The organism is Nocardia sp. NPDC050630 (genome assembly GCF_044457245.1).
Lineage (GTDB): Bacteria > Actinomycetota > Actinomycetes > Mycobacteriales > Mycobacteriaceae > Nocardia.
On sequence record NZ_JBITGN010000007.1, the window covers coordinates 151,366 to 168,136 of the forward strand.

The following is a 16,771-nucleotide window of genomic DNA, read 5'->3' on the forward strand; positions in this document are numbered from 1 at the left end:
ACCACACCCACATGCGGGACACCCTTGCCACATTTGGTGGTGCCGCCGATACTCCAAGGGGGCCGCGCCACCGCAGGTTCCGCATCGAGGGGAGGAACCAATGCTTCGAAACCCATTGAATTCACTACGGACAGTGGATGATTCGCTCGCCTACGGGCAGCCGTACGAAACGTCCGACGGCACCACGATCATCACCGCCACCAGGACGGGCGGCCTGCTGCGCACCGCTCGTCCGGTGGGCGCGTTCGTCGTCCACGAAGGCGAAGTCAGCTGGACGCCCGCGGTCGATGCTACCCGGATCGCGCTGATGGGTGAATTGATCGGTCTACTGGCCGCGGTCATCGCCACACTCGCGGTGCTGCGTAGGCCGCCGTGGCCCGATCTATCGCGGGTGGTGGCAATCGGACGGGACTCGCGACACACTTGATCCCGTGAATCGCATGCCACTCGGACATATGGACCGGGGCGGTCCGCCGTGACCGCACTCGCGCGCGGGGAAAATCGCCCCGCACCCGGCGACCGGATGATCGTGACCGTCACCTGTGCAGCGCCGGTCGATGTGTCGGCGCTCCTGCTCGGGGCCGACGGGCGGGTCCGCTCCGATGCCGACTTCGTCTTCTTCAATCAACCGGCCGGACCCGGCGTCACCTATCGGCACGGCCGCGGCGCCGGCGATATGGTCGATGTGCAGACCTCCGCCCTGCCCGCTGATGTCGACAAGGTCGTGGTCACGGCCAGTCTCGACGGCAGTGGGCCGCCGACCTTCGCGGGCGCGAGTTCGCTGACCGCGACGATCGGATCCGACGCGGCAACGCTGACCTTCCCGATGACCGGGCTCAGCACCGAGACGGCCGTTGTGTGCGTGGAGATCTACCGGCGCGGCGGTGCGTGGAAGGTGCGCGCGGTCGGGCAGGGCTACGACAATGGGCTGGCCGGAATCGCGACGGCATTCGGTGTGAATATCGACGACGAACCCGAAGCGGCGCCGCCCGCTGCGGCCCAGCCGCAGTACCGGCAGCAGGCCCCGGCGCCGCAGTATCCAGCCCAGCAGCAGGCCCCGGCGCCGCAATATCCAGCCCAACCGCAGGCCCCGGCGCCGCAATATCCAGCCCAGCCGCAGTACCAGGCTCCGATGCCGCCCGCTGTGGCACCGCCGCAATACCCGGCCCAGCCCCAGTACCAGGCTCCGCCCGCCTATCCCCAGTCCGGCGCCGTGCCGCCACCACCGATTGCACCCCAGCAAGGAGCGCTGCCGATGCAGAGCGAACTGTTCGATCCGAGCCACGCCGAGGTCAACGGCATCGGCATCCAGAAGCAGGGCGGCAAGATGATCAAGGTCGCCGTCAATGGCGAGACCATGGCGCGGGCCGGCTCGATGGTCGCATACCAGGGCGATCTGCATTTCAAGGCGCTCGGTTCGGGCGGTATCGGCCGGGCGATCCAGCAGCGACTGACCGGCGAGGGTGTGCCGCTGATGCAGGTGACCGGTCGCGGCGACCTGTTCCTCGCCGATTCCGCCGCCGACGTGCACACCGTCGATCTCGACGGCACCGATGGGCTGACCATCAACGGCTCGAATGTGCTCGCCTTCGATACCTCGCTGTCCTACAACATCCAAAGGGTCCAGGGCGCAGCCGGTTTCGCCAGTAACGCGGGCTTCTTCAACTGCGTGTTCACCGGGCGCGGTCGCATCGCCATCACCACACACGGCTCGCCGGTCGTCCTCAATGTCGACCAACCGACCTACGCCGACCCGCAGGCCGCGGTGGCCTGGTCGTCGAGCCTGTCCACCGGCATCAAACGCAACGACTCCTTCGGCCTCGGCCGCCTCATCGGCCGCAGCACCGGCGAGGGCCTCACCCTGTCGTTCTCCGGGCGCGGTTTCGTCATCGTGCAGCCCTCGGAACTGCCGCCGGGCGGGTTCATCGGCGGCACCGGTGGCGGTCAAGAGGCTGGACAGAGCGGCGGCGTGCTCGGCGGCTTGTTCGGATAACCGCCCGGTGCTGGAACCGGCTGGGCCACAGCCGGTTCCAGCGTCCCGGTCAGTTCAGCAGACCCCGCCGGACCAGCAGCGGTTCGATTTCGGGGGCGCGGCCGCGGAAGGATTCGAAGGCCGTCAGCGGGTCGACCGAGCCGCCGTGGGAGAGCAGTTCGCGACGGAAGGTCTCGCCCTTCTCGCGGATGGACGCATCACCCTCGTCGAACCATTCGACGGTGTCCGCGTCCAGCACCTCGCTCCAGATATAGGAGTAGTACCCCGCCGCGTAACCGCCGGAGAAGATGTGGGCGAAGTAGCCGGTCCGGTAGCGCGGCGGAATCACGTCGATGGCCAGACCGGCCTTGCGTAACGCTTCCTCTTCGAACGCCTCGGCATCGGTGTCGGCCAGCGCCTCGGGGGCGGGTACGCGGTGCCAGGCCCAGTCCAGCAGTGTCGCGCCGAGGTATTCGACGGTCTTGAAGCCGGTACCGAACCGCGCGGCCTCGGCCATCCGCTCGACCAGTTCGGTGGGCATCGGCTCGCCGGTCTCGATATGCCGGGCGTAGTTGGCGAGCACCTCCGGTCGCGACATCCACATCTCGTTCACCTGGGACGGGAATTCGACGAAATCCCGAGGGACTTCGGTGCCGGAGAAGAACGGATACGTCACATCCGAGAACAGTCCGTGCAGTGCGTGCCCGAACTCGTGGAACAGCGTGCGCACATTGTCCCAGGTGAGCAGGGCAGGTTCGCCCGCGGGCGGCTTCACGATATTGAGGTTGTTGACCACCACCGGCCGCTTACCCAAAAGCCGTGACTGGTGGACCAGTTCGTTCATCCACGCCCCGCCGCGCTTCGACGGTCGCGCGAAGAAGTCACCGAGAAACAGTCCGAGCGCACTGCCGTCGGTGTCGAATACCTCGAAGATCCGCACCTCCGGGTGGTATCCGACCAGATCCTCGCGCTCCTGGAAGGTGATCCCGTACACCTGCTCGGCGGCGAAGAACACTCCGTCGCGCAACACCCGCTCGAGCTCGAAATAGGGACGCAACGCCTCCGCGTCTACCGAAAACCGCTCGGCCCGAACCTTTTCCGACCAGTACTGCCAATCCCATGAGCGCAGCTCCTGGCCGCCCATGGCCTGTGCCAACTCGGCCGCCTCGCGCTCCGCATTCGCCACCGCTGGTGCGATCAAACGCCCGAGCATGTCCTCTACTGCCGCAGGGGTTTTGGCGGTCTGATCCGCCACCGTATAAGCCGCATGATCCGAATAGCCGAGCAGCGCGGCCCGTTCCGCTCGCAATGCGGCGATCCGCACGGCGAGCGTGCCGTTGTCACCCAACCCGCGACCCAGTGAAGCCGCCATTACGCGCTGCCGCACGTCGCGGTCCGCCAGTTCCGCCAGCACGGGTTGATTCGAAACGTTCTGCAACCGAAGCGCCCACGCGCCCTCGCGCCCCAACTCCCGAGCGTTCTCCGCGGCCGCGGCCACTGTGGCCTGCCCCAGTCCCGCCAACTCCGCCGCCGACTCGACGACCACGGTCGCATCATTGGTCGCCGCCAAAATATTCTGCCCGAATTCCGTTGCCGCCGCAGCGAGTTCCGCATTCAGCTCACGCAACCGCGCCTGCCCCGCCGCATCCAGGCGAGCCCCCGCCCGCACGAACCGAATGTGGTACTGCTCCAACAGTCGCGCTTCCTCGGGATCCAATCCCAATTCCTCCCGGCGGCCGTAGAGGGCCTCGACCCGCGCGAAGAGCTGAGGATCCAAATAGATCGCGTCGCGATGCGCCGCGAGCTTCGGCGATACCTCGGCCTCGATCGCATCGGTGGTCGCACTGGAATCGGAGCTCGTGATATTGAAGAACACATTCGCGACCCGGACCAGCACCGCGCCCGAACGCTCCAAGGCCGCAATGGTATTCGCGAAACTCGGTTCCTCTCCGCTCGAGGTGATGGCGGCAACCTCAGCCAGTTGCTCCGCCATCCCTCGCTCGAACGCAGGCAAATAGTGCTCCGTAGCGATCTCGGCGAACGGAGGAAGTTCATACGGCAGCACACTTGGCTCGAAGAACGGGTTGCTGGTCATAGGTCAACCCTATTGACCTATGACCAGCTTCGCACTGCTCTGGGGCACCAGTCGCAGCAGGCTGTCGGCTGCGATCGGTAATGTCGAGCGGGTGAGTGGCTGGGTGCGGCGAAAGTTCTACAGGGTCGGACGATTCGATCGAGCGGTCGGCAGCGCGGTCGCCGAGTTACCGGCCTCGATGCTCGACAGCGGCCTGCTGCGGCTCACCAAGAGTGCCGATTTCAGTGCGCTGTGGCTGGCCAGCGCCGCACTGCTCGCCACCCGCCAGGGCACACCGCGGCGGGCGGCGCTGCGCGGGGTCGTCTCGGTCGGGGGCGCGAGCCTGGCCGTCAACCTCGGTCTCAAGACGCTCATTGCGCGGCGCCGACCGGCCGCCGAACTATTGCCCGCATACCGGCGGCTGGCGCCCGCCCCGAAATCCTCCTCCTTCCCCTCCGGGCACAGCGCCTGCGCGGCGGCATTCGCCACGGCGGTCGCACTCGAAAGTCCGCGCACCGCACTCGTTGTCGCCCCGCTGGCAGCTACCGTCGCGTACTCGCGGGTGCATACCGGCGTGCACTGGAGCTCCGATGTGCTCATCGGAGCGGCCGTGGGTTCCGGCATCGCATTGGCCACCCGACGCTGGTGGCCGGTACGTGAATCGGACGAGGCACAGGCCCGGCTGGTCCGTGAGGCGCCCGCGATGGTGGCGGGCAAAGGTCTTGTGGTGTTGGTGAATCCGGTTTCCGGTGATCCGAGCTACGATCCCACCGCCGATATCAGCGCGGCCCTGCCCGCCGCCACCGTACTGCGCACCGAACCCGACCTGGATGTCGCCGAACAACTCGAACGAGCACTCGCCGAACACACCGAGCCGGTGTTGGCGATCGGCATCGCCGGTGGTGACGGCACCGTGGCCGCGGCGGCCGCGGTGGCGCTGCGGCACGAGTTGCCGCTGGCCGTCATACCCACCGGCACGCTCAACCATTTCGCGCGTGATCTCGGCGTCTACGACCTGCTCGAGGTGGTCGATGCCACCGGTGCCGGTGAAGCGGTCGCGGTCGATATCGCGCGCGTCGAGTACGGCGACGAAACCTGTTCGCACACCAGGCATTTGATCAATACCGCAAGCATCGGTGCCTATCCGGACCTGGTGCGGCTGCGCGAGAAATGGCAGGTGCGCTGGGGCAAATGGCCCGCCTTCGCGGCCGCGCTGGTGGTCACCCTGCACCGGGCCGTACCGATCGAGATCTATCTCGACGATCGCTGGCAGCGAGTGTGGTTCCTGTTCATCGGCAACGGCCCCTACCACCCGCACGGCGCCGTACCCGCCTTCCGCGACCGGCTCGATGCCGGACTACTGGATGTCCGCTGGCTGCGCGCCGATCTGCGTTGGTCGCGCACCCGTGCGCTGGTGGCACTGCTGCTGGCCGCGATCGGCCACAGCAAGGTCTACGGCGAGCGCCGCCTACCCGAGCTGCATGTGCAATTGCCCAGGCCGGAGGCGCTGGCCACCGATGGCGAGGTGATCGGCAAGGCCACCCACCTGCATTTTGCGATGGCGGGGCAGCTCGCTGCCTACCGCCGCGACGAATCGAACCCCCGCTGGGCCGACCGGTTCCGCCCGCACCACCGCCGCGCGCCTTGGCTCCGCGATGCCTTCCGCACAAACCGCACGCCTACTGCGTAGGTCCTGGCCGCGCAATAATGACGGAAGTGTGACGCGCTGCTCGGCGGGGACTTTCCGTATCGGACCGCGGGTTGTACGTGGGGCCTATATAAGGAGGTCAGGTGGCACAGGAATACAACCGGAACCCGACCGCGGTAGACGCGCTGTCGCCCGAGCAGTACCACGTCACACAGGAGAACGGGACCGAGCGGGCGTTCACGGGTGCGTACTGGGACAACCACGAGCCAGGTCTCTATGTGGATGTGGTGTCCGGTGAACCGTTGTTCGCCTCGGTCGACAAGTTCGACAGCGGTTCGGGATGGCCGAGTTTCACCAAGCCGATCGATAGCGACCATGTCGTCGAAAAGCGAGATTTCAGTCATCTGATGATCCGCACCGAGGTGCGTTCGGCGCACGGTGACAGCCATCTCGGGCATGTGTTCACCGACGGACCGCGCGCGGCGGGTGGCCTGCGGTATTGCATCAACTCGGCGGCCCTGCGGTTCATCCACCTCGATGACCTCGAGGCGGAAGGTTACGGTCGGTACAAGACCCTGTTCACTAAGGAGGACGCGTGACGGACACGCGAAAGGCGATTCTGGCCGGCGGCTGCTTCTGGGGCATGCAGGATTTGATCCGTAAGCAGCCGGGGGTGATTTCGACGCGAGTCGGCTACTCCGGCGGGCGCAACGATCACCCCACCTATCGCAACCATCCTGGCCATGCCGAGGCCGTCGAGATCATCTACGACCCGACCCAGACCGACTATCGGGCACTGCTGGAGTTCTTCTTCCAGATCCACGATCCGACGACGAAGGACCGCCAGGGCAACGACATCGGTACCAGCTACCGTTCGGCGATCTTCTATCTCGACGACGAGCAGAAGCGCGTCGCGCTGGACACCATCGCCGATGTCGACGCCTCGGGCCTGTGGCCGGGCAAGGTGGTCACCGAGGTGACCGCGGCGAGTGAGTTCTGGGAGGCCGAACCCGAGCACCAGGACTACCTGCTGCGCTACCCGGACGGCTACACCTGCCACTTCCCGCGACCGGGCTGGAAGCTGCCGAGACGGCAGGCCGCCACGCAGTAGTTGGTCTTGTGCCGCAATTCGTTGCGGCACAAGGTGCGGTCTGGACGGCGACTAGAAGAATTGCGCGGCGACGAATCCTGTCAGCAGGACACAGAATCCGCCGATTTCGCCGACGATCAGTGCGACCAGCACCCAGCGGAAAGTGGGCGGCGGATTGTGCATCTGGTTGTCGGTGTCGCGGCGGATTCCGTGGTTGACGTAGTTGGCGATCGTGATGACGAACATCAGGATCAGCACGGTGGCGGCGGTGGCATTGACGGCGGTGGGCCAACCGGATAGTTCGACGAAGATCGCTATCATCGCGGTCGCGAACGAATAGAGCAGGGCCGAGCGGTGCGCGATATCGACGTACGGGTGCGCCCGGCCATCTGGTGCGCCGACCATCGCCAACCACTTCCACACTCCGAGGCCGAGCGCCGTCACGAAGAGCAGGCCGGCGGCCAGCAATACCAGTGCAGTCAGCGTGCCGATGGTCATATCCGGACACCTTTCACCGACGTTGTCATGTCAAGCGTCGAGTATGTCTGGACAAGTGACCATCTGCCACCGGTGGGAATGATCATGAACTCCCGGTGAGAGATTCGAACCGAATTTTCCGGCACTTGTCACTACCGCCGTGCGGCGAAAGCGCCCGACGAGGTGCAGCGGAGGCTCAGTTCGTGCCGGAAACCCTGGCCTGACCTGGCGGAGCACCGGTGCCGGTCAGGATGGTGCGCAGGACCAACTCAGGGTCGTCGATCATCGGGACATGCCCGACACCGGGCAGCACCTCGAACGTGGCATCCGGTAGCCGCTGCTTGGCGATCTCGCCATTGACCGCTACCGGAAAGATCCGGTCGGCCTGTGACCAAGCCACCGTGATCGGGCAAGGCAGTCGCTCGAAATCCGCGATCGCATCCTTGGTACCGAGCAGATCATCGGTGACCGTGCAGCCGAGAAGATCCGCGACAATCCCATTGGCAGCCGATGATTCGAGGCGGTCACCGTGTTCGGCGATCACCCGCAACGCCAAGCGCCGCACCAGCGATGACCGCAGTGTCAGCGGTGCGAGCGGCCGGGTCAGGCGTGCGAAGGTGACGTTGCGCGCGATGGTCGCGGAGGAATCGGCGTGTCCGATGCCGCCCGCATCCCAGAATCCGGCCGGTGAGAGCGCACAGACCGTACGAGCACGACCCCGGCGCGCCAACTCGATGGCCGTCCACCCGCCGAGCGAGTTTCCGGCCAGATGTGCTGTCGCCCACCCTTTTTCATCGAGCAGTCGTTCAACCTCGTCGACAAAGTCGGTGATCCGCGCCGGACGCCGCGACACCGCCGCCCCACCCCGATGCCCCAGCGCGGTCGGCGCCAGCAGCTCGAACTGGGCAGACAGCGGCGGAATCAACGGATCCCACACCCGCGCCGACATCGCTACACCGTGCAATAGCACCAGCGGCTCACCGCTCATCGGACGCGGCCCACATTGACGTTCATGCCTATCTCCTCATCGCTCCGGAACAGATCTACATCAATGGGCCGCTTGACGGCGAACGGCGCAATGGAATCGCGTGGAGCTACCCGGCCGAACGGTTCTCCTGCCACCGCCGCACTGCCGTCTGTACCGCCGCTTCGTCTTCGACGGCATGGGCACCGGATGCGCCCGCGGCACCGAGGATCAAATCACCGTCGGTGACCAGAACACCACCGGCCCACGGGACGAAGTCGCCGCCATAAAGATGTTGGATGCTATCGACGATCCCCCCTGGCAGGTCGATCGTGCCGGAAGCGCGCAGTGTGTACAGCGCGGTCCGCGCCTTGGCCACAGCGATTCGGCTGGTCATCGGCATAGCGCCATCGCCGCGCCGCAGGACGATCACCTCTGCGGCCAGGTCGACAACCGCGACAGCCAGCGGCGGGAACCCTCGCTCCGCACCGACCGCCAATGCGGTTTGCACCAGCCGATCCGCATCTGCCAACGTCAACCCGGGAAGTCTCGGAGCACCAGCCACGAACACGAAACTAACGACGATAGCCTCGGCCGTCAAAGCATTCCGCGATGTTTCAACGGCGGGTTCTCCCGGCAGCAACGGTTACGGTTCCAATGCGTGGGAACTGGCTCGCGACAAATAGCCAGCTGCACCCCAGGATGAGAGCATGATCGAAACCACGGCGGTGTTGGGAGTGGCCGCGACCGAGTTGGGAATGGTGCTGACGCCGGGCCCGAACATGATGTATCTGGTGTCGCGCACCATATCGCAGGGACGACGAGCGGGTCTGGTATCGCTATCGGGTGTGGCCGTCGGATTCATCGTGTATCTCGCGGCCGCCACCGTCGGGATTACCGCGATCTTCGCAGTGGTGCCGGGGTTGTATCTGAGCATGAAGCTGGCCGGCGCGGCTTATCTGGCGTACTTGGCGTGGAAGACGTTGCGCGGCGGCATCTCTGTGTTCGAGCCCTCCGATCTGCCCGCCGACTCCACGCGCAGGCTCTTCAGCATGGGGCTGGTCACCAACCTGCTCAATCCCAAGATCGCGATCATCTACATGGCGTTGATCCCGCAGTTCGTGACTCCAGAACAGGGGCGAGTCTGGTTGCAGAGCCTGCTGTTGGGCGCAGTGCAGATCGGTATCGCGCTGACGGTCAACGGCTTGATCGTGCTGGGAGCCGCCACAATCGCCGCGTTCCTGACCGGCCGCCCGCTCTGGATGCGGGCACAACGCTGGGTCACCGGCACAATGCTCGGCGTCGTCGCCGTTCTACTAGCTACCGACCGGACCCGCCCGGTTCCGGCCTAGGCGGACCGACGCGAATAACACGCTGCTGGCGGTAAGTAGCCGAATATCGGATGTGTCGTCCGGGTTGTCGCGGTCCCCAGGGTGGCCGACCGGACAGTCCCGACGGGATTCATCCTGCGGTTCAGCAGTTCCTCTGGGAGCGGGTTGCGTTGTGTTGCTGCAGGTTACGGCTCGAGCACGATTTTGCCGTGGGTGTGTCGGCGTTCGAGTTCGGTGTATGCCTGGCGGACCTGTGCCAACGGGTAGACGTTCGCGATCGGGACTTCGAGTTGTCCGTCGGCGATCAGGGCGGCCAATTCGGCGAGTACCTCGGCACCCGGCGGGGGGTTGGTTGCGGGTTCGGTTTTGACTCCGTACTTCGCGGCTGCTGCGAAATCGGCGATGGTGTCGATCCGTTCGACCGCGACGCCGAGAGCCAGGGCCAGTTCGACGTACCCGCCGCCGTGGGTGTCGATGAAGGCATCGATGCCGCCCGGTGCGGCGGCCTTGATCCGGTCGATGACGCGGTCACCGTATACGACCGGGATCACACCGTGGCTTTGCAGCCACTCGTGGTTGTACTGGCTCGCCAGGCCGATGACCGTGGCTCCGGCACGTCGCGCGAGCTGAACAGCGAGCGAGCCGACTCCTCCGGCTGCGGCGGAGACGACAACGGTCTCCGCTTTGTCGAGCTGCACGGAATGTACTGCCCCCCATGCCGTCACGCCGGCGACGAACAGGCCGCCCGCCACCTCCCATGAGACGTTGCGCGGTTTGGGTGTGAGGTTGTCGACGTCGACCAGGACCAACTCGGCCTGAGCGGCTCGCTTCTCGGAGAACCCGATCACTTCGTCGCCGACCGAGAATCGGTCGACTCCGGCGCCGACTTCCGCGACAACCCCGGCGAGATCGCTGCCCTGCCCGGACGGAAAGGTCGAGGGAAAGATGTCAGCCATCGCGCCAGTTCGGATGGCGGCCTCACCGGGGTTGATGCCTGCCGCTTCGACCCGCACGAGGACCTGCTCGTCCCCGGGCACAGGGCGGTCGATCTCGTCGACCCGCAAGACCTCGATTCCGCCGAACTCGTCGTATCTGACTGCCTTTGTCATTGTCGTGCTTCTCCTCCGACGCGCGACGCGCGGCTGACTTCGAGAACGGGAATGGTGGCCACCGGGGTGCCCGTCACCAGGGCACTGTTCCGGCGTCGTCGAAGAATCCGCCGGTCGGGCCGTTGTCGGGCAGGGTCGCGAGGCGAATCGCGATGGTCGCACCCTGTTGCGGTGTACGGACGCCGCGAAAACCGTTGAGGTCGGTGGCAGTGAAACCCGGGCAACCGCTGTTGATCAAGATATTGGTGTCGCTCAGCTCTTTGACGTATTGGATCGTGACGGCGTTGAGAAACGTCTTCGATGCCATGTATGCGGTGATGGCAAACGAACCGATCTCGGTACTGGGCAGACCGGGCGTGGTTTGCAGGGTGAGAGAACCGACGCTACTGGACATGTTTACGATGCGCGGAGATGCGGAGTCGCGCAGCATCGGCAACATCGCGTTGGTAACGCGAATGACACCGATCACATTGGTTTCCACGACGGTCCGCAGGGTCGCGGGATCTACCGTGGTGGGTGTCTGTGGATGATCGCCGACGATTGCCGCGTTATTGACCAGGACGTCCAGACCTCCGGCGTGGTCGGCGATAAAACCGGCCGCCTCGGTCACACTCGTATCGTCGGTCACGTCCAGCGGCACACCGAACGCATCGGCCCCCGCCGCGCGCAGCTTCTCCACCGCGGTGTCGCGGCGTTGCTGATCCCTCGCGCCCACAGCGATTCGCCAGCCAAGGGCGCCCAAGCCCGCGGCGATCTCGTATCCGATTCCTTTGTTCGCGCCGGTCACCAGCGCGATCGTCTGTTCACTCACACTGCCGATCCTGCTGTGGCTCCGGGGACAGCGTCCAAGACCGGTCGGGTGGGCGGCGATACCGCACGGGTATTGATCGTGGTCAGCCGCAGCCGAGGGTCATGCGTGGTCCTCAGGCTTTGGGGCGGCGTCGATCTCGGCCATGTGCTCCTCCGCCCACGCCCGCAGCGCGGCCAGCGGATTTTCCAGGGAGAGCCCGAGATCGGTAAGGCGATAGTGAACGCGCGGGGGAACGGTGGGTTCGACGCGGCGGGCGACCAGCCCGTCGCGAGACAGGCTTTGCAGAGTCACCGACAGCATCTTCTGCGATACGCCGGGCATCCGACGCTGCAGTTCGGCGAAGCGCACCTCGCCGGGCGCGGCCTCGGCGAGCAGTTTCACCACCATGGACACCCATTTGGTGCCGAGCCGATCCAGAAGCCGACGGGTCGGGCAGCCCGGATCGAATAGATCCCCGCGCTGGCCTGTGCTGGTTCGGGTAGTCACCTGGAGCTCACCACCTGTATCGAAAGTGCCGTCTTGGCAGGCTACCTCAGGTTACCTATGGTCAGCTAGTAACTATTGGTAACCGGCTAGCGGAGGATCGAATGTCTCACGAACTGCCAGATCTCACAGTGCGGAGGGTGGCAACCAACGGGATCACAGCGAACGTGGCGATCGCCGGCACCGGACCGGCAGTCCTGCTGCTGCACGGCTTTCCACACACCTGGCAGCTATGGCGCGAGGTGATGGGCCCACTCGTCCGACGACACCGGGTGATCGCGCCGGACCTGCGCGGCCTCGGCGCCAGCACACGAGCACAGGACGGCTACGACGCGGGCACGCTTGCCACCGACGCTGAGGGGCTGCTCGACGCCCTGGGTGAAACCAGCGCCTCCGTCGTCGCGATCGATGCCGGTACTCCGCCGGCGTTCCTACTGGCGATGCGGCGGCCCGAACGAGTCAACCGGCTGGTGCTCATGGAATCGCTGCTGGGCACGCTGCCCGGTGCCGAAACCTTCCTAGCCGGTGGGCCGCCCTGGTGGTTCGGTTTTCACGCGGTGCCGGGTCTTGCCGAAAAAGTCCTTGCCGGAAACGAATCCGATTACCTCGACTGGTTTCTGACGACCGGAACCCAGGGCCGCGGCATCCCCGCACAAACCCGCGATGCCTTCGTCGCCGCCTACACCGGCACTGATTCCCTGCGGTGCGCTTTCTCCTACTATCGGGCGATGCCCACCAGCGCCGAGCAGATCCGGCGGGCTGTCGACACCGCCCGGCTCACCGTGCCGACGATGGCCATCGGATCCCACCCGGTCGGAACCGCACTCGAAAACCAACTCCGTCCGGTCGCCGACACCTTGACCGGGCACTTGATCGAGGACTGTGGTCACATCATCCCCCTCGACCGTCCGGCGACGCTGGTGCCGCTACTCGTCGACTTTCTCGATTCCTGAAGGGCCAGAACCTGATCTAGCCGTGGCGAACGACACCATCCGCTCGTCGGAAGCGACGATTGACAGCGAATGGTCGAGCTGTCAACGTATCGGAGAACATCGGGGTCCGTGATTCGGCTTGATGCTCCGGTGTCGGCGAATCGGAGCGTGCTTTATGGGGTTTCTCGAACCCGACCTGCCCGTGGTCGATATGGCGGAGTGGAGCAAGGGCACCCGCAGTGAGCGAATCCGGCCGATGGCGCGGCACTGGGCCGAGGTGGGATTCGGGACGCCGGTAGCGCTGCATTTGTTCTATGTCGCCAAGATCTGTCTCTATATTCTCGGGGGCTGGCTGTTCGCGTTGTCCACCAAGGGGATCGACGGATTCGCGAACGTCGACGCGTGGTGGTCGGAGCCGATCGTCTTCGAAAAGGTTGTGCTGTACACGCTGTTGTTCGAGGTGGTCGGGCTGGGATGCGGGTTCGGTCCGCTGAACAACAGGTTCTTTCCGCCGATGGGATCGATTCTGTATTGGCTGCGGCCCAAGACTATTCGGCTGCCACCGTGGCCCGCGGTCGTTCCGCTGACCAAGGGGACCAGCCGCTCATCGGTGGATATCGCGTTGTACGCGGCGCTGCTGGTGATGACCACGATCGCGTTGCTATCCAACGGAAACGGTCCAGTGCCGGAGTTGGATACGACGGTCGGGATGCTTGCGGTGTGGCAGATCGCGGTGATCCTCGGTCTGCTGGCGCTGATCGGGTTGCGCGACAAGGTGATATTCCTGGCTGCGCGCGGCGAGGTCTATGCCACGCTCGCCGTCACCTTCCTCTTCGCTGCCGATATGATCGTCGCCGCGAAGCTGGTCTTCGTGGTGATCTGGATGGGTGCGGCGACATCGAAGCTGAACAAGCACTTTCCGTTCGTGGTTTCCACGATGATGTCCAATAGCCCGGTATTCCGGGGCAAGTCGCTCAAGCGCAAGTTCTTCGAGAACTTCCCCGACGATCTGCGGCCGGGCCGGCTGTCGCGCATCTTCGCGCACGGCGGCACCGTCATCGAGATGTGTATTCCATTGGTGCTGTTCTTCTCTCATGGAGGTTGGCTGACGGCGGCGGCCGCATTCGTGATGGTGTGTTTCCACCTGGCGATCCTGACCGCCATTCCGATGGGTGTTCCGCTGGAGTGGAATGTCTTCATGATCTTCGGTGTACTCGCACTGTTCGTCGCGCACACCGATCTCGGACTCGGCGATCTGCGATATCCGGTGCCCGTGGCACTGCTCATTGTCGTCATCGCGGGCATCGTGGTCGCCGGAAACCTTTTCCCGCATCAGATTTCTTTCCTACCGGGCATGCGCTACTACGCGGGCAACTGGGACACCACGATGTGGTGCATCAAGCCATCGGCCGCCGAGAAGATCGGCCGCGGCATCGTCGCGATCGCCAGCATGCCGCAGGCCCAACTGGAACGGTTCTACGGCAAGGACCGCGCTCAGATCCCGATGTTCATGGGGTATGCCTTCCGTGCCATGAACACCCACGGCCGCGCCCTGTTCACGCTCGTGCACCGAGCGATGCCATCCGGCCATGAGGACGAATACACCCTCACCGACGGCGAACGCATCTGCAGCACCGCCCTCGGCTGGAATTTCGGCGATGGCCACCTGCACAACGAACAACTCATCACCGCCATGCAGGAGCGCTGCCACTTCGAACCCGGCGAAGTCCGCGTAGTCCTCCTCGACGCCCAACCCATCCACAAACAGACCCAGTCGTATCGCCTGGTCGATGCCGCCACCGGCGAATTCGAGCGCGGCACAGTAAATGTCGCCGATATGGTCACCCGCCAACCGTGGGCCGACGACGTTCCCGTGCACGTCACCCACACCAACCGGGGCTGATCGCAGAAGGCCCGCAGCGTCGCGCCGGCTGAGATACAGCCGAAACCGACCTCGGCTCGAACAGCAAGTGGCCGTGACGCCGAGGCGGGATCGGGTGGTTCGTGGGTCCGCCGAGCTTCCCATTCACCAGCCGGGACGTCGAGTCCACAACGACTTTCAGGCGCTGATGTAGCCCGAGAGGAATGGGAGGGCGACGGGTGCGCTGCTTCCAGCAGATCCGAGGTCCAGGCGGTTGAGGAGGTTCTGGATCACGACATAGAGATTCATAGTCAGGGCCTTTCTCGTGGTTGGCGACCAAAGGTCGAGGATGACGACACCTGTTGCGCCGCAACGGTTGCTAGCGCTCTCGTGCGATTGGCGGTGCTCTGATCGTTGGAAATCCTTGCGAATTGGTTGTGATGGCGATCACGGTGTGGTGTCATCGAAGATACACAGATACATCCGTTGTGTCTTTATATCAGCTCGACGAAGAGGACCTAGCATGGATGCACACCGTCTCAGCCGGCGCGACGCATTGCGGACAGGTGGCGGGTTATTGGGCGTGGTCGGCGCGATGGCGCTGACCGCCCGTACCGCGAGGGCGGAGCCATGGAAGTGGTCGCCCGCCGATTCGGTGGTCGGCAGTGGCGGGGGCGCCGATCCGATGAAAGTGTGGGACCCCGAAGCGGATTCGGTGCTGGCGGATGTCATCGACCACGCCGATGTGCCCGAGATCAACAGGCTGCTGGCGACCTGGATCTACAACGACCAGCCCCTGCCCGTTGGCCTGCCGAAAGGACTGGCCGACTTCATCGAATACGCTCGGCAGCTGCCCGCGTGGACCGACCAGGGCAAGCTGGCCAGTTCCTTCCAGTTCTACAAGAAGCGTGGAACCTACCTCGGCGTGCTCTACGCCTTTGCCAGCGGCATGATGTCCACGGTCATCCCGCACGAGGCGCTCGCGGTGTACTACTCACGCGGCGGGTCGCATTTGAAGGAACGCATCGCCAAGACCGCGAAATTCGGGTACGACATCGGCGCGGTCAACGCCTACGGAGACGGCGGCGAGATGGTCGTGACCTGCGTGAAGACCAGGATCATCCACGCGTCCGTGCGGCATCTGCTGCCGCAGTCACCGCACTGGCCCGCTGGTGTCACCCCGATCAGCCAGGATGACCTGATGGTCACCTGGCACAGCCTGGCCACCACCATCATGCGGACCCTCACCGCATGGAAATTGCCCATCCCGCCCGCCGAATCCGAAGGCTACCTGCACAGTTGGCAGCTGGCCGCGCACCTGCTCGGCATCAGCGACGAATACATCCCGTCGACCTGGGAGCAGGCCAACGCGCAGGCCGAACAGCAGCTCGACCCCATCCTGGCGCCCACCGCCGAGGGCAACGACCTGGCCCATCAGCTGCTCAACCTCGGCGCCGATCTCGACCTGACCCTGCTCAGCCGGGGCATCCTCGGCGCGTTCACCCGATTCATTCTGGGCGACAAGGTCGCCGACTGGCTCGTCATCCCCAGGGAACCGGTCTGGAGCCCGCTGCTGGAAGTCGCTTGGGGACCGTACATCGCGGTCCGGGAAGGCGTGCTGTCGGTGGCCCCTGGGGCCGACGCTGCGTACTGGATGTTCGATGAGTTCCTACGTCAGTTCACCATGTGGTACATGGCCGAACTGCGGATGCCGCTCAGCATCGAAATACCCCTGACCAACCGCTGACAACCGGCCTCGCCGGCCGCAGTGGACACCCGCGAAGGAGCGACCGATGAAGAACAGCTCGAACCTCGTACGCGTTCGTGACATCTCGGCCGGACTCGTCGTCGGGGCCGCCGCGGTTGGCGGGACCGCCCCAGTCGGCGGAACCACTGCGTCGGCGGGAGCGCCCCAGTCGGCGAGAGCGCCCCAGTCGGCGAGAGCGCCCCAGTCGGCGAGAGTGCCGCGGTCGGCGGGAGTGCCGCGGTCGGCGGGAGTGCCGCGGTCGGCGGGACCAC

16 protein-coding genes are annotated in these 16,771 nt (G+C 65.2%); 9 read left to right on the top strand and 7 right to left on the bottom strand.

What is annotated here, in order from left to right; all coding sequences use genetic code 11:
* The first annotated feature begins 100 nt into the window (after nt 1–100).
* Together ACIBG0_RS19900 and ACIBG0_RS19905 are read left to right on the top strand one after the other, a co-directional pair.
* Nucleotides 101–427 carry a hypothetical protein gene (locus ACIBG0_RS19900; RefSeq protein ID WP_397034374.1) on the top strand — a complete coding sequence of 109 codons (327 nt, stop codon included), beginning with the start codon at nt 101–103 and terminating at the stop codon, nt 425–427.
* Between the two features lie 96 nt (nt 428–523).
* The gene (locus ACIBG0_RS19905; RefSeq protein WP_397034632.1) at nt 524–1,993 is read left to right on the top strand and encodes an AIM24 family protein; all 1,470 of its coding nucleotides are present in this window, start codon (nt 524–526) and stop codon (nt 1,991–1,993) included.
* A gap of 49 nt (nt 1,994–2,042) precedes the next feature.
* Here ACIBG0_RS19905 and ACIBG0_RS19910 read toward each other — a convergent pair whose 3' ends face one another.
* A complete protein-coding gene (locus ACIBG0_RS19910) occupies nt 2,043–4,067 on the bottom strand; it encodes a M3 family metallopeptidase (protein ID WP_397034376.1) in 2,025 nt (674 codons plus the stop codon).
* 19 nt (nt 4,068–4,086) lie between these two features.
* Between ACIBG0_RS19910 and ACIBG0_RS19915 the strand changes: the two genes are divergently transcribed.
* The 3 genes from ACIBG0_RS19915 to msrA all read left to right on the top strand — a co-directional run bounded on the left by ACIBG0_RS19915 (nt 4,087) and on the right by msrA (nt 6,805).
* On the top strand, nt 4,087–5,736 hold the full coding sequence (locus ACIBG0_RS19915; protein ID WP_397034378.1) for a bifunctional phosphatase PAP2/diacylglycerol kinase family protein: 1,650 nt from the start codon (nt 4,087–4,089) through the stop codon (nt 5,734–5,736).
* 101 nt (nt 5,737–5,837) lie between these two features.
* Complete coding sequence (msrB, locus tag ACIBG0_RS19920; RefSeq protein ID WP_397034380.1) at nt 5,838–6,293, top strand: peptide-methionine (R)-S-oxide reductase MsrB; 456 nt, start codon at nt 5,838–5,840, stop codon at nt 6,291–6,293.
* A 44-nt stretch (nt 6,294–6,337) separates the two neighbouring features.
* Entirely contained in the window at nt 6,338–6,805 is a 468-nt protein-coding gene (gene msrA / locus ACIBG0_RS19925) for a peptide-methionine (S)-S-oxide reductase MsrA (protein ID WP_397034633.1), read from the top strand.
* Nucleotides 6,806–6,856: 51 nt separating this feature from the next.
* Here the strand turns inward: msrA and ACIBG0_RS19930 are convergent, their stop codons facing one another.
* The 3 genes from ACIBG0_RS19930 to ACIBG0_RS19940 all read right to left on the bottom strand — a co-directional run bounded on the left by ACIBG0_RS19930 (nt 6,857) and on the right by ACIBG0_RS19940 (nt 8,763).
* The gene (locus ACIBG0_RS19930) at nt 6,857–7,282 is read right to left on the bottom strand and encodes a hypothetical protein (protein WP_397034382.1); all 426 of its coding nucleotides are present in this window, start codon (nt 7,280–7,282) and stop codon (nt 6,857–6,859) included.
* 175 nt (nt 7,283–7,457) lie between these two features.
* Nucleotides 7,458–8,249: an alpha/beta fold hydrolase gene (locus tag ACIBG0_RS19935; RefSeq protein ID WP_397034384.1), complete on the bottom strand. Its 792-nt coding sequence runs from the start codon at nt 8,247–8,249 to the stop codon at nt 7,458–7,460.
* A gap of 106 nt (nt 8,250–8,355) precedes the next feature.
* A complete protein-coding gene (locus tag ACIBG0_RS19940; protein ID WP_397034386.1) occupies nt 8,356–8,763 on the bottom strand; it encodes a heme-binding protein in 408 nt (135 codons plus the stop codon).
* A 172-nt stretch (nt 8,764–8,935) separates the two neighbouring features.
* Between ACIBG0_RS19940 and ACIBG0_RS19945 the strand changes: the two genes are divergently transcribed.
* Entirely contained in the window at nt 8,936–9,577 is a 642-nt protein-coding gene (locus tag ACIBG0_RS19945) for a LysE family translocator (RefSeq protein WP_397034388.1), read from the top strand.
* 164 nt (nt 9,578–9,741) lie between these two features.
* Here the strand turns inward: ACIBG0_RS19945 and ACIBG0_RS19950 are convergent, their stop codons facing one another.
* From ACIBG0_RS19950 to ACIBG0_RS19960, 3 genes are all read right to left on the bottom strand, one after another.
* Complete coding sequence (locus tag ACIBG0_RS19950; RefSeq protein ID WP_397034389.1) at nt 9,742–10,665, bottom strand: NADP-dependent oxidoreductase; 924 nt, start codon at nt 10,663–10,665, stop codon at nt 9,742–9,744.
* 73 nt (nt 10,666–10,738) lie between these two features.
* A complete protein-coding gene (locus ACIBG0_RS19955; protein WP_397034391.1) occupies nt 10,739–11,476 on the bottom strand; it encodes an SDR family oxidoreductase in 738 nt (245 codons plus the stop codon).
* A 99-nt stretch (nt 11,477–11,575) separates the two neighbouring features.
* Complete coding sequence (locus ACIBG0_RS19960) at nt 11,576–11,962, bottom strand: winged helix-turn-helix transcriptional regulator (RefSeq protein WP_397034393.1); 387 nt, start codon at nt 11,960–11,962, stop codon at nt 11,576–11,578.
* 137 nt (nt 11,963–12,099) lie between these two features.
* Here ACIBG0_RS19960 and ACIBG0_RS19965 point away from each other — a divergent pair, with 137 nt between their 5' ends.
* The 3 genes from ACIBG0_RS19965 (at nt 12,100) to ACIBG0_RS19975 (ending at nt 16,499) form a co-directional block, all read left to right on the top strand.
* Nucleotides 12,100–12,912 carry an alpha/beta fold hydrolase gene (locus ACIBG0_RS19965; protein WP_397034395.1) on the top strand — a complete coding sequence of 271 codons (813 nt, stop codon included), beginning with the start codon at nt 12,100–12,102 and terminating at the stop codon, nt 12,910–12,912.
* Between the two features lie 154 nt (nt 12,913–13,066).
* Nucleotides 13,067–14,794 carry a DUF3556 domain-containing protein gene (locus tag ACIBG0_RS19970; protein ID WP_397034397.1) on the top strand — a complete coding sequence of 576 codons (1,728 nt, stop codon included), beginning with the start codon at nt 13,067–13,069 and terminating at the stop codon, nt 14,792–14,794.
* A 481-nt stretch (nt 14,795–15,275) separates the two neighbouring features.
* Entirely contained in the window at nt 15,276–16,499 is a 1,224-nt protein-coding gene (locus tag ACIBG0_RS19975; protein WP_397034399.1) for an oxygenase MpaB family protein, read from the top strand.
* Nucleotides 16,500–16,771: the final 272 nt, after the last annotated feature.